This is a genomic window from Herbiconiux sp. VKM Ac-2851, from assembly GCF_013205105.1.
GTDB lineage: Bacteria > Actinomycetota > Actinomycetes > Actinomycetales > Microbacteriaceae > Herbiconiux > Herbiconiux flava.
The window spans coordinates 944,824-962,383 of the sequence record NZ_JABMLJ010000002.1 but is presented as its reverse complement, the minus strand read 5'-3'; the positions used below and the strand labels follow the sequence as shown (position 1 = coordinate 962,383).

Genomic DNA, 17,560 nt, shown 5'->3' with positions numbered 1-17,560 from the left:
GGAACGGTAGCGCGTCTCCGCGCCGCTGTCAGCCTTTCCGCGGGGTTTCCGTCAGCCGATGCGGGAGATCTGCACCGAGATGGTGTCGAGGTCGCCGCCGTCGGGCAACGCGGCGACCGCGTCGGCGACCACGGCGTAGACGTCGCGACAGGTCGCGGCGGCGGGGCGCTGCTCGCTGACCGCGATCTTCACGGTGACGCTGAGGCCGGTCGCACCGCGCGAGACGGCGATCGGTGACGACGCGGTGAGGGGCGCGGGCGCGATGACCGGGAGCCCGGCGCCGATGCCGGCGCGGAGGGCGGTGGCGGCATCCGCCACGACGGCCGCGACCACGGGGCGCGCGTCGTAGGTCTGCAGCACGCCGGGGACACCGAGCACGGCGACACCGAGCAGCCGCGCGAGCTCGTCGTCGCTCGCCGCCGCGCCGTCGGCGCCGACGGGGCCGGCCGTGCGGTCGTCGTCGCTCATCGCTCACTCCCGTCGTCGTCGGCGACCTCGGGCGCCTGGCGCCGCAGGTGCACGTCGGTGACCGTGACGTCGATCGACTCGACCGCGAGCTCGGTGTGCTCGAGCAGCGTGTGCGCGATCGCGGCGCGCAGCACCTCCGCACGCTCGGGGATGCTCTCGCCCCAGAAGACGCTCGCCTCGACCCGCACCCGCACCGGAGCACCGGGCTGCTCGACGTCGCCGTCGAGCACGCAGCGGCCGATCAGCACGCCGTCGACCGAATCGCCCGCGGCCCGCACGAGCCCCAGCACGGCGGCCTCGGTGACCGAGAGCTTCGCCCGCGGCGACGGATGCGTGAGCGGGATCGACCGCCCCGACCGCACCTCCCGCTGCACGTTCGCCAGGATGCTCTCCACCCACCCCGTGGCGAACGGGTTCTCGGCCGCCTCGGCCTCGAGGTCGACCAGCGAACCGGCGGCGTCGCGCACGCGCAGCAGGGCCGCCCAGGCGAGCTGGTTCTCGGGGCTGGCGTCGATCAGCTCGGCCGGCGGCTGCTCGCCGCGATCGAGGTAGTCGCTGTACACGTCGAGGATGTCGGGCTCGGCATCGAGCGTCTCCGAGGCCCCGGCGGCGTCGCGCGCATCCGGAACCCCGAGCGGGATGTCGTCGTGGCGGTCGTCGCCCGTGATGTCGGTCATCGCCACTCCTCCATCTCTCTGATCAGTGTCTTGCGTGCCCGCGCCAGGAGTCCCCGCACGGTCGACGGCGGCACGCCCAGCTCCTCGGAGATCTCCTCGTACGAGAAGCCTCCTACCTCTTTCATCACCCAGCACTGCCGTTGCGCCTCGGGCAGCCGGTCGAGCGCGCCCTTCAGCTGCTCGCGCTGCGACCGCGCCTCGGCCTGCTTCTCCGGCCCCTGCTCGGGCGGGGTCTCGTCGTCCCAGTCGAGCAACGGCCGGTCGTCGTGCCTGGCACGGATGCGGTCGATCGCCTTGCGGTTCACGATCCGCATCAGCCACGACTTGACCACCGAGAGATCGTCGAGGGTGGGCAGCTTGGTCCAGGCCGTGATGAACGTCTCCTGCACCACGTCGTCGACCTCGGAGTTCGACCCCAGCACCCGCGTCGCGTAGGCGCGCATCAGCGGACCGTGCCGCCGCACGAGCACCTCGAAGGCCCGCAGGTCCCCGTCGGCGGCGCGACCGGCGACGATGCGGTCGGACGCCTCGTCGAGGGGCTCGGGCATCATCCGTCCTCCGTGGTCGTGGCAGGGGGCTCAGCGCCCACTAGCGACTATCCCACATCGGTGGGCGGCGAGCGGATGCGCGTGCCTCCACCCGCCCGTCACCGGGGTTAGTGCACCCTAAGCTGGAGGGGGAGGAACCATGCGCAACACGAGCACGCGACTGCTGCTGAGCTGCGCCGCGATCGGCGTGGTGGGTGGGATCGTCTTCATCGTCAACTCGTACCTCGGCGGCACGCTGAACGCCGTGGCGCCGATGCTGTACGGCCTCACGCTCGGGGTGTACTTCGTTCCCGGCGCCCTCGCTCAGCGGCTCTTCCGGCGCGGCGGGGTGGCGCTGCTCGTGGCCGTGCTCTCGGGGCTGGTGGCCGCGGCGTTCAACCCGCTCGGGTTCCTCGCGGCCCTGATCTCGGTCGGCATCGGTGCGCTGCAGGAGCTGCCGTTCCTCGTCACGCGCTACCGGCGCTGGGACGTAGGGCTGTTCCTCGTGAGCGCGCTCGTCTCGGGCGTGGTGCTCGCGGCGGGCATGTACCGCCTCGTCGGCGCCCGCGACCTCGACCCGGCCGGCGCCCTCGTACTGGTCGCGGGCTCGCTGCTCTCCCCCGTCGTCTTCACCCTGCTCGCGCTCGCCCTGGCCCGCCCCCTGGCGGCCACGGGCGTCACCCGGGGCCTGGCCCCGCGCCGCTGACCGCGGGCGCTACTGCGCCAGGAGGAGCGGCGCGTCGGTGACCGGCACGTCGACGTGCATGTGCGTGCAGGAGTCGTCGAACTCGGTCCAATTGGTGAGGTTCACCGTGACACCGGCCGAGGCGCGGCAGCCGGCCTGGCCGACGCGGGCACCGACCGGCATGACCGGGTCGAGGATGCTGATGAGCTTGAGCGTGCCCGCATCCGCCCCGTTCAGGCTCTTGTTGTCGAGGAGATAGAAGTCGACCGCGTGGCCGCCGCCGTCGATGTAGTGCGACGAGCTGGTGCCCGCGCCCTCGATCTGGCCGGTGCACTTGCGGTTGATGTCGCTGACGCCGACCTGGTCGAAGTTGCGCACCGCGATCGCGATGATCTCGAGGATGCGGTAGTCGACACCGCAGTCGGGCACCGTGACGCCCTGGGCGATCCAGCGGATCTCCTTCATGTGGTCGGGCACCGACCCCACGAGCTTGCCCGAGTCCATGGCGTCGACGAGCTCCTGGGCGAGCGAGCGGCCCACGAGCATCTGCGCGCTGGAGTAGCCGGCCGCCTGCAGCTCGCCGGCGTCGGACACCGAGTAGCCGTCGCGGTCGACGACCTCGGCGGTCGATCCGTTCGCGGTGATGAGCTGCTGCGTCTCGGCGGTCGACTTCGCGTTCAGGCTGAGGTTCACCAGGTTCGAGTCGACGGGGCTGGCCGAGACGGTGGTGGGGATGGCGGTGACCGCGGTCATGCCGACGACGAAGGCCATCGCGATGGCCGAGAGACCGGCCTTCGCCCAGCCACGACGACGAGCGGATGCGCTGCGGGCGCCGACCGCACGGGTGCCGCCCTGGCGTGTGCTGCCGAGGCGCGGCTCGGCGATGCGGCGCCCGGTGCCGGCGGTGCCGCGGCCGATGCGGCGGCTGGCAGCACCCTTGGCGGGAACGGCGGCCTCACGGGCGGCGCGGCGGGAGACGACGGCGATGGGCCCGGTGGTGACGAGCGCGGCAGCGGCCTCGAGCTCGTCGAGCCCGGCGCGGTCGACCTCGGCGGCGCGGGGGGCCATGCCGGCGGGGACCACGACGGCGATGGTGCCGGTCGAGACGATCTCGGTGCGCGGGGCCTCAGCGGCACGCCGGGCGCGGCGGGAGGCGGGAGCGTGCAGCGGCACCTCGGTCGCGAGGGAGTCGTCGGCGGAGTCGGCGGGACGCACCGGCTCGAGCGCCAGCTCGACGTCGGGCTCGAGAACGCCCGATCCGAGCGGAGCGACCTCGATGTCGGCGATCTCGGCGTCGCGCAGCTCGGTCTCACGACGCTCGGCGTCACGCACCGCGGCGTCTCGCGCCTCGGCGTCGGACTCCAGCGCACGGCGGCTACGCCGCGACAGCGGCGGCTCGACGATGGCAGGACGGGCGGGAACGACGGGGACGATCGCGCCGGCGGAGTCCGAGTCGACCCCGCGCTGCTCGGCGGCGGCCCGCTGCTCGAGCTCGCGCAGCTGTCGTCGGGTGAGAGGAGGGGTGTGCTCGGTTCCGGAGGTCGCAGTGGTCGGCGCAGAAGCGCGTGGACGCGAGTCGGGATTCGGCAAACGTGGGTCTTTCGGATGGAGCGGGAGGCGATGCGGCTTCGGGGCCGTCACGACCAGGGCCCCTCCACGATAGCGGCCGCGGCTGAAAAAACCCAGGACGGGTGTGAAACAGCCGAGCGCCCACGGAGGCGGCCGCCCGCAATGGCGCCCGGAACGCGCTCTCACGCGCACTTAGCCGACCCTAACCTAGGCTGGTCCCGTGACCGACCCCGCCCTCGAGCTCCGCGGTGTGCGCATCCGCCACGAGGGCGCCGAGCGCTTCACGCCCGACGGGATCGATCTGATCGTGCATCCGGGCGAGGCGGTGCTCGTGCTCGGCCCCTCGGGCAGCGGCAAGTCCACGCTGGCGCTCGCGCTGAACGGCCTCGTGCCGCAGGAGGTCCCGGCCGAGCTGCAGGGCACGGTGACCGTCGACGGCCTGCCGACGGCCGGCACCCCGGTGGCCCGCCTGAGCGAGCACGTCGCCATGGTCTTCCAGGATCCCGACGCCCAGATCGTCACCGCCACCGTGCTCGACGAGGTCTGCTTCGGCCCGGAGAACCTGCTCGTCCCGGTCGACGAGGTGCTCGAGCGGGCCGAGCAGGCCCTCCGCCGCGTCGGCCTCTGGCATCGGCGCCACGAGAACCCCGATCGCCTCTCCGGCGGCGGCCGGCAGCGCCTCGCCATCGCCTGCGCGCTCGCCCTGCGCTCCCCCGTGATCGTGCTCGACGAACCCACGGCGAACCTCGACCCGGTCGGCGTCGAGGAGGTCTACGCGGTGCTCGGCGAGATCGTCGCCGAGGGCGGTCGCACGCTCGTGCTGATCGAGCACGCCCTCGACGCCGCCCTGGCCGTCGTGAACCGCGTGGTGGTGCTCGACCGCGCCGGGCGCCTCGCCCTCGACGGTCCCGTCGAGCTGCTCCGCGAGCACGCCGACGAGCTGCTCGCCCTCGGCGTCTGGCTCCCCTCGGCGCTGCTGGCGGGCCTGCGCCTCCGCGACCGGGGCTTCCCGGTGCCCGTTCCGCCCCTCACCCCGGCCGCCCTGACGACGCTCCTCGACTCCCTGAAGCCGGCGACGGATGCGCGGCCGCCCGCTCCGCGCGAGGAGACGCCGGGCCCGCCGGCCCGCCCCGCCGTCACCGTGCGCGGCCTCTCGGTCGCGCGGGGCCGCTCCCCGCGCACCCCGGTGCTGCACGACCTCGACCTGGACGTGCCCGCCGGCTCCTTCACGGCCGTCGTCGGAGTGAACGGCGCGGGCAAGACCACTCTCCTGCAGGCCGTCGCCGGCGTCGTCCCCCCTCCCCGCGGCACGGTCGACGTGCTCGGCCTCGACCCGGCCCGCGCCGATGCGCGCCGGCTCGCCCGCACCATCGGCTTCGTCTTCCAGAACCCGGAGCACCAGTTCATCCGGGCGACGGTCGCCGAGGAGCTCGCTCACGGCCTCGAGCTGCAGCGGGTGCCGCGGCCGGCGATCGACGAGCAGGTCGAACGGATGCTCGAGCGCTTCGGTCTCGTCGAGCAGCGCGACGCGCATCCGTTCCTCCTCTCGGGCGGGCAGAAGCGGCGTCTCTCGGTGGGCACCGCCCTGCTCGCCGGAGCCCCCGTGCTCGCCTTGGACGAGCCGACCTTCGGCCAGGACCGCGCCCGCGCCCGCGAGCTGCTCGACCTCCTCACCGAGCTGAACGCGGCCGGCACCACGGTGCTCGTGGTGACGCACGACCTGCAGCTCGTGGCCGAGCACGCCTCGCGCGTGCTCGTGCTCGACGACGGCCGGATCGCCGCCCACGGACCGACCGCCGAGGTGCTCGCGTCGGGCGCGCTCGAGGCCGCCGGCCTAGTCGCGCCGCCGCTCGCCCGCGCGTTCCGCGCTGCGGCCGACCCCGCGTGGCACGGGGTCACCCGCCTCGCCGACCTGGCCTCGCTGCACCCCGCCGCCCCGAACGTGCCCGACGGAGCCGACTTGACCGACGGAGCCGACGGGACCCGCGCATGAGCACCGCACGTGCCACCGACCCGTTCGCGCCCGCGATGCCGCCGCGGGGCCGCTTCCTGCACGTCCTGAACCCCCTCGCGAAGATCGCCGGCCCGCTCCCCGCGATCGTCGCGGTGCTCGTCGTGCCCGGCGCCGCCCTGCCGGCCGCGCTGACGGCCGGGGCGCTCCTGCTCGTGCTCGCGGGCGCGCGCCTCTCCCCCCGCGCCCTGCTGGGGCTGCTCGTGGTGCTGCCGCTCGCGACCGCGGTGCTGACGCTGAGCTTCACCTTCTGGAGCGACGCCGGCCGCGCATCCGTCACCCCGCTCGTCGTGCAACTCGGCCCGCTGCGGCTGCACGAGGCCGCGCTGCTCGCGGGCGGGGCGACCGCGCTGCGACTGGCCGCCATCCTGCTGCTCTCGCTGATCGGGGGGCTCAGCACCACCGGCCCCGACCTCGCCCGTTCGCTGGTGCAGCAGCTGCGGGTGCCGTACCGGGTGGGCTACACGGCGCTGGCCGCCTACCGCTTCGTGCCGCGGTTCGGGCACGAGCTCGACGTCATCCGGCAGGCGCACCGGGTGCGCGGCCTGACACCCGGGCGCGGGCCGGTCGCCGCCGTGCGCCGCCGCGCCGGCTACCTCGTGCCGCTGCTGGCCGGAGCCCTCCGGCACGCCGAGCGCATCGCCCTGGCGATGGACTCCCGGGCCTTCGGCGCCCACCGCACCCGCACCGAGCGACACCTCGTCCCGTGGCGCCGGCGGGACACGGTCTTCGTGCTGCTCTGCTGGCTGGGAACGGGTGCCGCGATCATCGTTGCGCTAAAGGTGTGATGTATGATCTACTGAATTCGCTCGCCATCCGGCAGCGCAAGTCGTCAACGACGTCGACCAGAAAAGGACATGGCTCATGGTTCAAGCCCCCGAGCGCACGCATTCCCCCCGCCGCCGGTTCCGCTCGCTCGCCCTCCTCTCCGGTGCCGCCGCCATCGCGCTGCTGGCCGCCGGCTGTGCGGGCGGCTCCTCCTCGGCCTCGAACGGCGAGTTCGGCTTCCCCGAGACCGAGCAGCAGGCCGACAGCACCATCACGGTCTGGGTGGACAACACCCGCGTGGCCGCTGCCGACGCCTTCAAGGCCGCCAATCCCGATGTGCCGATCGACGTCGTGACATACGATGGCAGCGCTAACGGCAGCAACAGCTTCCAGACGAAGATCCAGCTCTTCGACAAGGCGAAGAAGGGATGGCCCGACGTGGTCTGGTCGACGCAGACGAACGACGCCGCCTGGGCCAGCCAGACCACCCCGGGCTCGCAGCCGTTCGCCGCGCAGCTCGACGGCGGCCTCGTCGACTCCGAGCTGATCGACGGGTTCACCGCCGGTTCGCTCGACCCCTGCACCGTCGACGGCAAGATCTACTGCCTGCGCAACGACCTCGCCCAGAACGTGCTCTGGTACGACAAGACGCTCTTCGACCAGTTCGGCTACACGCTGCCCACCACGTGGGAGGAGTACCAGGAGCTCGGCGAGAAGGTCGCGGCCGAGCATCCGGGCTACATCATCGGTGCGGCCGGTGACGCCTGGACCCCCGAGATCTACATGTGGGCCTCGAAGTGCCAGGCCGGCGACGTGACCGCGGTGCGCGAGATCACCGTCGACACCACGAGCGAGGAGTGCCAGCGGATGGCCGACCTGCTCGACACCTCGATCGCCAACGGCTCGGTCACCACCGAGAGCGTCTTCAGCCCCTCGTTCGTGCAGAAGTACGCCGGCAAGGTGCTCGCGATGCCCGGCCCGGTCTGGTACTCGGGAGCCATCTTCAACAGCCCCGACTCGCTGAACGTGCCGGCCGGCCAGATCGGCGCGGCCACCCCGCTCACCTGGGACGGCGAGGACGTCGTGACCGGCAACGTCGGCGGCGGCACCTGGTACATCTCCAGCCACTCGGCCAACCTCGCCTCGGCGAAGAAGTTCGTGGAGTTCGCGGCCACGAGCGACGAGTACCAGGTCGAGCTGAACCCCGGACTCCCCGCCTTCGCCGCCGCCGGCGAGAAGTGGGTCGCCAAGCAGGCCGACAGCGGCTACTTCGCCGGCGACCTCGATGCCCTGACCGACTCGGCCTCGCTCGTCTGGTCGGGCTGGGGATCGCCGACCTTCAGCCAGGAGGCCGTCTGGGCCAAGACCGTGACACCCGTGATCACCTCGGGCGGCACCATCTCCGACACGCTCGAGGAGTGGGGCCAGGCCATCAAGGACCAGGCCCAGGTCAACGGGTACAAGGTCGGCTGATGACCGCCACCGTTCCCGACGTCGAGGCGACCGCCGCAGCGGGGCTCACCCCCCGCCTCGGCCGGTCGCCTCGGCGGCCGGGCCGCGCATCCGTTCGGCGGAGCCCCGTGAAGAACCGCATGGGCTACGTGTTCGTGTCGGGGTACACGGTGCTCATGCTGGTGTTCGGCGTCTTCCCGGCGCTGTACGCCCTGGTGCTCTCGGTCACCACGATCGACGGCTCGTTCGCGGGCTTCGACAACTTCGCGAAGGTGCTAGGCGACTACCGCTTCCTGCCGGCCGTCGGCCACGTCGCGGTCTACCTCGTGATCTGGCTGGTCAGCCTGCTCGTGCTGGTGGTGCTGCTGGCCCTCGTCGTGCACGCCATCCGCATCCGCTGGCTCTCGAACGCCTCGCGCTTCATCTTCTACATCCCGGGCGCCCTCGCCGGCGCCTCGAGCGTGATGCTGTGGCTGTTCGTGCTCGACCCCTCGGTCAGCCCGGTCGGCTGGCTGCTGGAGGCCTTCGGCTTCGAGTCGTTCGTGCAGACGATCAACCCGGCGAACCTGCCGGTCGTGTTCACCGTGATCGCGTTCTGGACCGGCGCGGGCGGCTGGATCGTCATCATGTACGGCGCCCTCAACAACATCCCCGAGGAGGTGATGGAGGCCGCGAAGATCGACGGGGCGAACGCCGTGCAGACGGCGGTGCGCATCCAGCTTCCGATGATGAAGAAATGGATCGCCTACATGGGCATCATGTCGCTCGCCGCCGGCACCCAGCTCTTCGTCGAACCGCAGCTGCTCTCGCAGGCCTCCAACGCCGTCGTCGCCAACGACTACTCGCTGAACCAGCTCGCGTACCTCTACGCGTTCCAGCAGAACGACTTCAACGGCTCGGCCGCGATCTCGATCCTCCTGCTCGTGATCGCCCTGGCGCTCTCCGCATTCTTCGTCGCCCGCGGCGGACTCTTCGAGAAGGACTGACCATGACCGCGCTCTCGACCGCTCCCGGCCACGTCACCGACCGCGCCGCCGCCCGCCCGGCGAAGCGCTCCCCCGCCGGTCTCCGCGCCACGCCCGGCCAGTGGTCGGGCCGCTTCGTGGTGGCGCTGGTGCTGCTGGCCTTCGGGCTGTTCTTCGCCATCCCGATCGTCTGGCTGCTGCTGGCCACGACCAAGTCGCCCACCGACCTGATCCAGAACAACCCGTTCTCGTTCGGCTCGCTCGACGGCTTCGCGGTGAACTGGAACGCGCTGTTCGCCTTCCAGGACGGCGCCGTCGTCGGCTGGCTCGGCAACTCGGCGCTCTACTCGGTGGTGGCGCTCGCCATCACGCTCGTGGTGAGCGTGCCGGCCGGCTACGCCCTGGCGTTGACCGAGTTCCGGCTGCGCCGGGCGCTGCTCGTGACGACCCTCGTGGTGATGCTCATCCCGAACACCGCGCTCGTGCTGCCGGTGTTCCTCGAGTTGAACACCGTCGGTCTGATCGGCTCGCCGCTCGCCGTCATCCTGCCGTTCTCGTTCTTCCCGTTCGGCGTGTACCTGACGTACATCTACTTCAACACCTCCATCCCGCGCGACCTGCTGGCCGCCGCGCGCATCGACGGGTGCTCCGAGTTCGGCGTCTTCACCCGCATCGCGCTGCCGCTCGCGACGCCCGTGGTCGCGCTCGTGGCGTTCTTCAGCTTCGTGCAGAACTGGAACAACTACTTCCTGCCCTTCGTGATGCTGCCGGCGAGCGACCAGTACCCGATGCAGGTCGGCCTGACCTCGCTGCTCGCCTCCACGCCCGCGTTCAACCCCTCCTCGGCCGGGGCCGCCTCGGTGCAGCTGCCGACGCTCGCCCTCGCCACGATCATGTCGGTGCTCCCGGTGCTCGTCGTCTTCCTCTTCTCGCAGCGCTTCCTCGTCTCGGGGATGACCGCCGGCGGCACGAAGGAGTAGCGGATGCCCGGCCCCGGTTCCGCGTCGGGCGACGCGGGCCGCCAGATCGTCGACGCCCACGCGCACGTCTGGCGGCGTTCCCGGGCGGGGCTCGAGTGGCTCGCCGAGGTGCCCGAGGTGGATCGCGACGCCGACCTCGCGGGGCTGCGGTCGGCCGCTCCGGCGGACGTCGACGGGTTCGTGCTGGTGCAGGCGGTGAACGACGCCTCGGAGTCGGTGGAGCTGCTGGCGGCGGCGGCCGGTGCGGCGCCCTCGGGCCCGGCTCAGGCTGCGGCCCCCGGCTCCGCGGGTGACCGCGCGGCGGTGCTCGCCGTCGTCGGCTGGGTCGACCTCGCGGCCGCGGATGCGGCGGAGCAGCTCTCGGCACTCGCGGCGTCGCCCGGCGGGGAGCGGCTGGCGGGCATCCGTCACCTGGCGCACATCGACCCCGACCCGGAGTGGCTGCTGCAGCCCGCCACCACGCACGGCCTCGACGCCGTCGCGCGGGCAGGCCTCGCGTTCGACCTGGTGGTGCGGCCGGGACAGCTCGCCACTGCGGCCCGGGCGGCCGACGCGCACGACGGGCTGCTGTTCGTACTCGACCACCTCGCGCAGCCGCCGGCCGACGCCGCGACGCCCTCGTTCGACGTCTGGGAGCGGGGCCTCCGCGAGTTGGCTCGGCGGCCGAACGTGGTGGCGAAGGTGTCGGGAATCGCCCAACGTGACCCCTCGGACGCTGCTCGACAGCGCCTCGACCGCGTGCTCGAGATCGCACTGGACGCCTTCGGCCCCGGCCGCCTGATGGTCGGCTCGGACTGGCCGCTCGTCGACCTCGCCGACGGGTACGGCAGCTGGGTGCAGAGCTACCTCACCGCGACCGCCGAACTCTCGGCCGACGAGCAGCACGCGCTCGACCGGGGCACGGCGCTCGCGAGGTACGGCCGGGCGGGCTGAACGGAGCCGGCGTCGTCAGACCGTCAGGAAGACGTCGTCCAGCGTCACCGTGCGGAGCCCCCGCTCGGTCACGATCGCGGCCAGCTGCGGAAAGACGTTCGTCACCGGCAGGTAGTTGAGGTGCCCGATCACGATGTGCTGCGGCAGGAACCACTGCGTCGCGAAGTCGACGACCTGCTGCTCGGTGATCAGGCCGGAGTCGGAGAGCGAGCCGTACCAGAGCACGGGGCAGGTGTAGCCGAGGCTCGCTGCGAGCCGGTCGGTGCGCGCATCCCGGTAGCCGTAGGGCGGTCGGTAGTAGGGGCGGGCGTCGACGCCGTAGGTGCTCTGGATGAAGTCGTGGTTCTGCTGCAGCTGCGCGATCACCTGGGCGTCGGAGAGGCTCGTCAGGTCGACGTGGTCGAAGGTGTGGTTGCCGAGCTGGATCTGGCCCGACTGCACGAGCGGGCGCAGGAGCTCGGCGTGCTGAGTCCAACCCTCGTAGCTGCCGTTGAGGAAGAACGTGAGGCGGGTTCCCGTGGCCGCGGCGAACTCGGTGTAGAGCCGCACGACCTCGGCGTTCGAGCCGTCGTCGACGGTCCAGGCGAGCAGGGCGCCCTCCCCGGGGAGGGCGGCGATCGGCCCGGAGGGCAGCGGCACCTTCTGGATCGGCGGCAGCGCGGGCTCTGTCGCGACCGGCTCGGCTGCGGGGGCGGGCTCGACGGTGTCGGGCTGCGGGGTGGGAGCGGTTGTCGGCGTCGGCGACGGGGTGTGCGTCGACAGCCCGGACGCCGTCCGCCCGCCGGCCACGGGCGGCGCCGCCGCCCCCGTCAGCGCGAGGAACCCCGACACCCCGGCGACGGCGCCGACGCCGAGCACCCCGAGGAACACGCGGCGGTCGACCCCTCCCTCCGCCGCCTGGTGGGATGAGCGACCGCGGGCGTGGCGGGGAACCGGGGCCTCGTCGCGCCCCCGCGCGCGCCCATGCCTCCCGGCCACCGATCCCCCTGTTCGACGCCGGTCGATCAGTCGAGCGGCATACGAATCCTAGGAAGTCCGGGCAGCCGCCGCTAGCACTCGTTCGGGGTAGGGGAACGCCGTCAGTCGCGCCCGCGCACCGGCAGGCGGCGACGGCTCCACGACCCGTCGATGTGAGCACGCATGGCCTTCTCCGCGGCCTCCGGCTCTCCGGAGGAGATCGCATCGAGCACCGCCGTGTGCTCGTCGATCGTGAGCTCGAAGGCGTGCTCCGGATCGCGCCCGTGATACCGGCTGCTCTCCAGCGCCCGGTCGAACAGGGTGCGGGCGAGGCTCGAGGCCAGCCGCGAACCCGAGAGCCGCATCACCAGGTGGTGGAAGTCGATGTCGGCCTGCCGGAAGGCGGGCGGGTCGTCGATGACGTCCTGCATGCGCTGCAGCGAGGCCCGCAGCCGGTCGACCGCGTCCCGGTCGGCGCGCCGGGCCGCATCCGCCGCCATCGACGACTCGAGGCCCGAGCGCACACTGCTGAGCTCGTCGAGGATGCCCAGGGCGTCGTCGTGCTCGATCATGGCGGTGAGCACAACCGGGTCGAGCAGGTTCCACTCGGAGGTCGGGTTGACCTGCGTGCCGCGCCCCTGGGCGACCGTCACCAGGCCCTTCTCCTCGAGCCGCTTGACCGACTCGCGGATGACCGTGCGGCTCACCCCGAACTGCGCCGTCAGCGGCCCCTCCGGCGGCAGCAGCTCACCGGGCTTCAGGGCTCCGGTGACGATCACGTCGACGAGCTGCTGCACGACGGCCACGCCGAGCCGGGCTGCGGGGGCACGCACCCCCACAGTGGGCAGCACGGGCGCGACGGCGGTGTCGGCGGAGTCGATGCTCATGCGACGAGTCTAGGCGCGAGCATCCGCCACTCGTCATATGTCTCTCGGGTTGCTGTCGAGCTAAACATATGATGTATGCTGTTCACACGCTCTCGCGAGAGGCGTCGTGCGGTTCACTGGAGAAAAGCAGGACACGATGAGAATCACAGGCTTCACGAGTCTGACCACCGTGCACGACTGGGGCCGCCCCGTCGGTGACGTCAACGGCGTGGTGGCCGGTGGCGTCACCGAGGTGCCCCTGCTGCTGCTGCACACCGACGGCGGCCTGACCGGAATCGGCCTCGGGGCGCACACCGACATCGCGCGGGTCTTCCCCGCGATCGAGAACGAAGACCCTCGGGCTGTCGTCGCCCTCTACGACCGGATGCTCGCCCACGTCTTCAAGACGGGCCATGCCGGCGCCACCTTCGGCACCATCGGCGCGGTCGACATGGCGCTCTGGGACCTCAAGGCGAAGATGGCCGGCGAACCCCTCTGGCGCACGCTCGGCGCCCGCGACCGCTTCGTGCCGGGCTACGCCTCGGGCCTGGACATCGCCCTCGGCGACGACGAGCTCGTCGCCCTCTACACGCGCTACGCCGAGCGCGGCTTCGCGAGCGCGAAGCTCAAGGGCGGCCGCGACAGCGACACCGACGTGGCGCGCCTGAAGGCGGTCGCCGACACGCTGCGCCGGAACTCCCCGCGCCCCGCGCTGATGCTCGACGCGAACGAGTCATGGAACGTCAAGCAGGCGGTGCGGTACATCGCCGAGGTCGAGGCGCAGGTGCCGCTGACCTGGATCGAGGAGCCGGTGCGCCGCTGGGACTCGGCCGGCAACGCCGCCGTGAGCCGTGCGGTCAAGGCCGCGGTCGCGACGGGCGAGAACCTCGTCGGCCTCGAGCAGTACGGGCCGCTGCTCGACGCGCACGGCGTCGACGTGGTGCAGGCCGGCATGGTCTGGGGCATCACCCACTTCCTGCGCGTCTCGGCCATCGCGCACGCCCGCGACCTGCCGGTCAGTCCGGTCGGCTACAACGCCAACCCGATCGCCCACGCCGCGGCGGCCGTGCCGAACCACTTCACCACCGAGGTGCAGGATCTCGGGATGCCCGTCGGCCTGACGGTCGACCAGACGATCGACGACGGCGGCATCCGCCTCGGCGACGAGCCGGGCCTCGGGATCACGCTCGACGAGGCCGCGATCGCGGCGATCGGCGGGGTCGAGGGGTGGCGCATCCCGGCGGGACCGCACGTGCGGCCGGCGCGGGCGGGCCTGCGGCTCGTTCCCGAGACCGTCCCGCAGCGGGAGTGACCCTGGTGCGGTTCCCGCTGCGCGGGGGGCGCGGGGGGCGCGGCTAGAGCCGCGGGCGCGAGGGCAGCGAGACGATCAGCACCGCGGCGATGACGAGCACCGCGGCGATCGGGGTGGTCCAGTCGACGCCGTGGCCGGCGCCCGGGGCGATCAGGTCGATCGCGATGGAGCCGAGCAGCTGCCCCGAGATGGAGCAGAGGCCGAGCAGCAGCACGCCGGTGCTGCGCACCGCGGTCGCGAGCCCGAAGATGAAGGTCACGCCGAGCGGGCCGCCGAGGTAGAGCCACCACTCGGGCGGGAACGACGTCGGCAGGCCACCCACCACGAGCGCGTGCACGGCGGCGATCACGAGGAGCAGCCCGGTGCCGGCGACGAAGTTGAACAGCGTCGAGCTCACGGCCGAGCCGGCCGCGGCGGCCACCCGGCCGTTCGCCGTCTGCTGCACCGCCTGCGCGATGCCGGCCGCGAAGGGCAGCAGGAGGAGCCAGAACGGGATCTCCGGGTCGATGTGTGCGGCCACCGACCAGACCACCACGCCGAACGCGATGCCCGCGCCGAGCACGCGACGGAGAGTCAGGTAGCGGCGGCCGCCCGGTCCGATCCCGACCCGGTCGACGACGAGCCCGCTCACCGTCTGGCCGCCGATGAAGGCCACGGTGAAGAGCGAGACACCCACGAGGGCGGAGGCGAGGCCCTGCGTCAGCACGAAGATGCCGCCCCCGACGCCGGCGAAGAGCATCCAGAACGGAAGCCGGCCGCCGCGCACCTCGGCGACGGCCCGGCGGGCACCGACCCGGGCGGAGGGCATCAGGGCGACGATCACGACGACGATCAGCAGGCCGACCGCGAAGCTGATCGCGGCCGCCGTGTAGCCGTCGCCGAGCCGGCGGCCGAACTCGCCGTTGATGCGCGACTGGGTCGCCATCAGCACGCCGCACACGACGGCGACGCCGACCGCCGCCCCCAGGGGCAGACGGCCGGCGTGCGGCGGTGGGGTGAGGCTCACTCGGGCTCTCGCTCGGGTTCGGGCTGGGCTTGGGCTCGTGCTGTGCGCGGGCTCGTGCCCTAGCGGGGCGCGACCGGGGTGTCGGCCGCGAGCTCGCCGAGCAGGGCGTCGCCGGGGAAGGCGTCGACCATCTCGGCCTGGATCTCGGCGCGCTCGAGCAGCTCGTCCATGCGGCGGCGGCGGGCGCGCGGGATCAGGGTGACCACGGTGCCCTTCTTGCCGGCGCGGCCGGTGCGGCCGGCGCGGTGCAGGTACGTCTTGTACTCGTCGGGGGCGTCGGCCTGGATGACCAGGTCGATGTCGTCGACGTGGATGCCGCGGGCCGCCACGTCGGTCGCCACGAGCACGCTGACCCGCCCGCTGGTGAGCTGCTGCAGGTTGCGCGTGCGGCGCGACTGGTTGAGGTCGCCGTGCAGGCTGGTGGCCGGGAAGCCGGCGTCCTCCAGCTGCTCGGCGAGCATCTCGGCGTAGGCGCGGGTGCGGGAGAAGATCAGCGTCTTGCCCTCGCGGTCGGCCAGCTGCCGGATGATCTCGCTCTTGTCGCGGCTCTCGACCACCAGCACGCGGTGGTCGATGGTGCTGGAGGCCTGGTCCTCACCGGCGACCTCGTGCACGCTCGGGTTCACCAGGAACTCCTCGACCAGGGTGGCGACACCCTTGTCGAGGGTGGCGGAGAAGAGCAGCTTCTGGCCGCCGTCCTTGGTGTGACGCAGGATGCGCTGCACCGGCTCGAGGAAGCCCAGGTCGCACATGTGGTCGGCCTCGTCGAGCACCGTGATGGTGACGTCGCTGAGGTCGAGACGACGCTGCTCGATCAGGTCCTCGATGCGGCCCGGGGTGCCGATGATGATGTCGACGCCGCGCTGCAGCGCACCCACCTGGCGGGCCTGGGGCACGCCGCCGTAGATCTGGGTGGTGAAGAGGCCGACGGCCCGGGCGATCGGCTGCACCGTGCGGTCGATCTGCAGGGCGAGCTCGCGGGTCGGGGCCAGGATGAGCGCGCGGGGCTTGCGGCCCGGCTTGCGGTTCGCGCCGCCGCCGTTCTCCATCAGGCGCTCCACGAGGGGGGCGCCGAAGGCGATGGTCTTGCCTGAGCCCGTGCGGCCGCGGCCGAGCACGTCGCGACCCTCGAGCACCATCGGGATGGTGGCCGCCTGGATCGGGAACGGGCTCTCGGCGCCGAGCTCCTTGAGCACGCGGGTGATGTTGCCGCCGATGCCGAGGTCGGCGAAGGTCACGCCGTCGACGTCTCCGGCGAGGGTCGCCTGGGCCTCGAGGCGCTCGAGCACGACGTCGTCGACCTGGTTGAAGGCGGGCTTGCTGTCGCGGTTCGGGTAGAAGTCGCTGCCGCGGTCGCTGCGGTCGCTGCGGTCGGCGCGTGCCGGGCGGCTGTCGCGGTCGAAGCTGCGGGCCGGGCGGTCGTCGCGGTCGAACGAGCGCTTCGGGCGGTCGTCGAAGCTGCGCGCCGGACGCTCGTTGTACGCGGGGCGCTCGGTGCGAGCCGGGCGGTCGTCGCGATCGAACGAGCGCTTCGGGCGGTCGTCGAAGCTCCGGGCCGGACGGTCGTTGTACGCCGGGCGGTCGGTGCGCGCGGGGCGGTCGGTGCGCGCGGGACGGTCGTTGTACGCCGGGCGCTCGGTGCGGGCGGGACTGTCGTCGCGGTCGAAGGAGCGCTTCGGGCGCTCTTCCCACGTCCTCTTGGGCGCATCCTCGCGGGCCTTGGCGGCCTCGGCGCGGCGCTCCTCGTTGCGGGCGTCGTTCCACTTCTGGCGGTCGGTGCGCTGCGGCACGCGACGCTCGTCGCGGTCGTACGAGGGACGCTCATCGCGGTTGTAGGCGGGTCGCTCGTCGCGGCCGTACGCCGGGCGCTCGCTGCGACCGGTGCCGGTGCCGGACTTGTTGAAGCCGTTCTCGCGGCTCGGGCGGCTGTAGCCACCACGCTCGGGACGGTCGCCGTACGCCGGGCGCTCGGACCGCTCGCCGCGGTTGTAGCCGCCGCGCTCAGGACGATCGCCGTACGAAGGACGCTCCGACCGCTCGCCGCGGTTGAAGCCGCCCCGCTCGGGACGATCACCGTACGAAGGACGCTCAGGGCGGTCGCCGTACGCGGGACGCTCGCCGCGCGAGCTCGGGGCCGCGCCGCGGGCGCTGCGCTCGTCGGCGTTCCAGCGCTGCTTGCGCGGTGCCGACTCGTCGGCCGGCTTGAAGCCGCGGTGCGAGGGGCTGCGGCTGCCGGCCTTGGGGCCGCCCTTGCCGGGGGTGCGGGGCTCGTAGTTCTTGGCGGCCTTGAAGCCACCGGACTTGTTGGATTTGGGCATGATTCTTCCTGGGTTATCTCGAATTGCGCACACCTCAACACCGAACGTGTTGGCAGTGCTAACTAG

Annotated in this window: 16 protein-coding genes; 8 read left to right on the top strand and 8 right to left on the bottom strand. The window is 72.5% G+C overall.

The features are described 5' to 3' along the window. Nucleotides 1-51: 51 nt before the first annotated feature. The 3 genes from HQQ85_RS11150 to HQQ85_RS11140 are packed head-to-tail and all read right to left on the bottom strand — an operon-like array spanning nt 52 to nt 1,696. Nucleotides 52-468: a hypothetical protein gene (locus tag HQQ85_RS11150; protein ID WP_173182550.1), complete on the bottom strand. Its 417-nt coding sequence runs from the start codon at nt 466-468 to the stop codon at nt 52-54. Continuing rightward, nucleotides 465-1,145 (bottom strand): Asp23/Gls24 family envelope stress response protein, encoded by a 681-nt coding sequence (locus HQQ85_RS11145; RefSeq protein WP_173182549.1) that lies wholly within the window; start codon nt 1,143-1,145, stop codon nt 465-467. The genes HQQ85_RS11150 and HQQ85_RS11145 overlap by 4 nt, the downstream gene beginning before the upstream one ends. Further along, nucleotides 1,142-1,696: an RNA polymerase sigma factor gene (locus HQQ85_RS11140; RefSeq protein WP_371741852.1), complete on the bottom strand. Its 555-nt coding sequence runs from the start codon at nt 1,694-1,696 to the stop codon at nt 1,142-1,144. Before HQQ85_RS11140 ends, HQQ85_RS11145 begins: the two co-directional genes overlap by 4 nt. A gap of 136 nt (nt 1,697-1,832) precedes the next feature. On the opposite strand from HQQ85_RS11140, the gene HQQ85_RS11135 reads away from it, so the two are divergent. Then, complete coding sequence (locus tag HQQ85_RS11135; RefSeq protein WP_173182548.1) at nt 1,833-2,378, top strand: ECF transporter S component; 546 nt, start codon at nt 1,833-1,835, stop codon at nt 2,376-2,378. 9 nt (nt 2,379-2,387) lie between these two features. Here HQQ85_RS11135 and HQQ85_RS11130 read toward each other — a convergent pair whose 3' ends face one another. Then, complete coding sequence (locus HQQ85_RS11130) at nt 2,388-3,947, bottom strand: hypothetical protein (RefSeq protein WP_173182547.1); 1,560 nt, start codon at nt 3,945-3,947, stop codon at nt 2,388-2,390. A gap of 199 nt (nt 3,948-4,146) precedes the next feature. On the opposite strand from HQQ85_RS11130, the gene HQQ85_RS11125 reads away from it, so the two are divergent. The 6 genes from HQQ85_RS11125 (at nt 4,147) to HQQ85_RS11100 (ending at nt 11,035) form a co-directional block, all read left to right on the top strand. Further along, nucleotides 4,147-5,919 (top strand): ABC transporter ATP-binding protein, encoded by a 1,773-nt coding sequence (locus tag HQQ85_RS11125; protein ID WP_173182546.1) that lies wholly within the window; start codon nt 4,147-4,149, stop codon nt 5,917-5,919. Continuing rightward, the gene (locus HQQ85_RS11120; RefSeq protein WP_173182545.1) at nt 5,916-6,725 is read left to right on the top strand and encodes an energy-coupling factor transporter transmembrane component T; all 810 of its coding nucleotides are present in this window, start codon (nt 5,916-5,918) and stop codon (nt 6,723-6,725) included. Before HQQ85_RS11125 ends, HQQ85_RS11120 begins: the two co-directional genes overlap by 4 nt. Nucleotides 6,726-6,801: 76 nt before the next feature. Next, on the top strand, nt 6,802-8,178 hold the full coding sequence (locus tag HQQ85_RS11115) for an ABC transporter substrate-binding protein (protein ID WP_173182544.1): 1,377 nt from the start codon (nt 6,802-6,804) through the stop codon (nt 8,176-8,178). Beyond that, nucleotides 8,178-9,143: a carbohydrate ABC transporter permease gene (locus HQQ85_RS11110; RefSeq protein ID WP_173182543.1), complete on the top strand. Its 966-nt coding sequence runs from the start codon at nt 8,178-8,180 to the stop codon at nt 9,141-9,143. The genes HQQ85_RS11115 and HQQ85_RS11110 overlap by 1 nt, the downstream gene beginning before the upstream one ends. 2 nt (nt 9,144-9,145) lie before the next feature. Then, entirely contained in the window at nt 9,146-10,102 is a 957-nt protein-coding gene (locus HQQ85_RS11105) for a carbohydrate ABC transporter permease (protein ID WP_173182542.1), read from the top strand. A 3-nt stretch (nt 10,103-10,105) separates the two neighbouring features. Then, a complete protein-coding gene (locus HQQ85_RS11100) occupies nt 10,106-11,035 on the top strand; it encodes an amidohydrolase (protein ID WP_173182541.1) in 930 nt (309 codons plus the stop codon). Between the two features lie 15 nt (nt 11,036-11,050). Here the strand turns inward: HQQ85_RS11100 and HQQ85_RS11095 are convergent, their stop codons facing one another. Both HQQ85_RS11095 and HQQ85_RS11090 read right to left on the bottom strand, forming a co-directional pair. Beyond that, nucleotides 11,051-11,905, bottom strand: a complete 855-nt coding sequence (locus tag HQQ85_RS11095) for a polysaccharide deacetylase family protein (protein WP_216851624.1) — start codon at nt 11,903-11,905, stop codon at nt 11,051-11,053. Nucleotides 11,906-12,114: 209 nt separating this feature from the next. Continuing rightward, the gene (locus HQQ85_RS11090; RefSeq protein ID WP_173182540.1) at nt 12,115-12,879 is read right to left on the bottom strand and encodes a FadR/GntR family transcriptional regulator; all 765 of its coding nucleotides are present in this window, start codon (nt 12,877-12,879) and stop codon (nt 12,115-12,117) included. Between the two features lie 136 nt (nt 12,880-13,015). On the opposite strand from HQQ85_RS11090, the gene HQQ85_RS11085 reads away from it, so the two are divergent. Next, nucleotides 13,016-14,170, top strand: coding sequence for a mandelate racemase/muconate lactonizing enzyme family protein (locus HQQ85_RS11085; protein WP_173182539.1), 1,155 nt, complete (start codon nt 13,016-13,018; stop codon nt 14,168-14,170). A gap of 43 nt (nt 14,171-14,213) precedes the next feature. Here HQQ85_RS11085 and HQQ85_RS11080 read toward each other — a convergent pair whose 3' ends face one another. Together HQQ85_RS11080 and HQQ85_RS11075 are read right to left on the bottom strand one after the other, a co-directional pair. Next, nucleotides 14,214-15,176, bottom strand: coding sequence for a DMT family transporter (locus HQQ85_RS11080; RefSeq protein WP_173182538.1), 963 nt, complete (start codon nt 15,174-15,176; stop codon nt 14,214-14,216). Nucleotides 15,177-15,235: 59 nt separating this feature from the next. Beyond that, nucleotides 15,236-17,494 carry a DEAD/DEAH box helicase gene (locus tag HQQ85_RS11075; RefSeq protein WP_173182537.1) on the bottom strand — a complete coding sequence of 753 codons (2,259 nt, stop codon included), beginning with the start codon at nt 17,492-17,494 and terminating at the stop codon, nt 15,236-15,238. Nucleotides 17,495-17,560 lie beyond the last annotated feature (66 nt).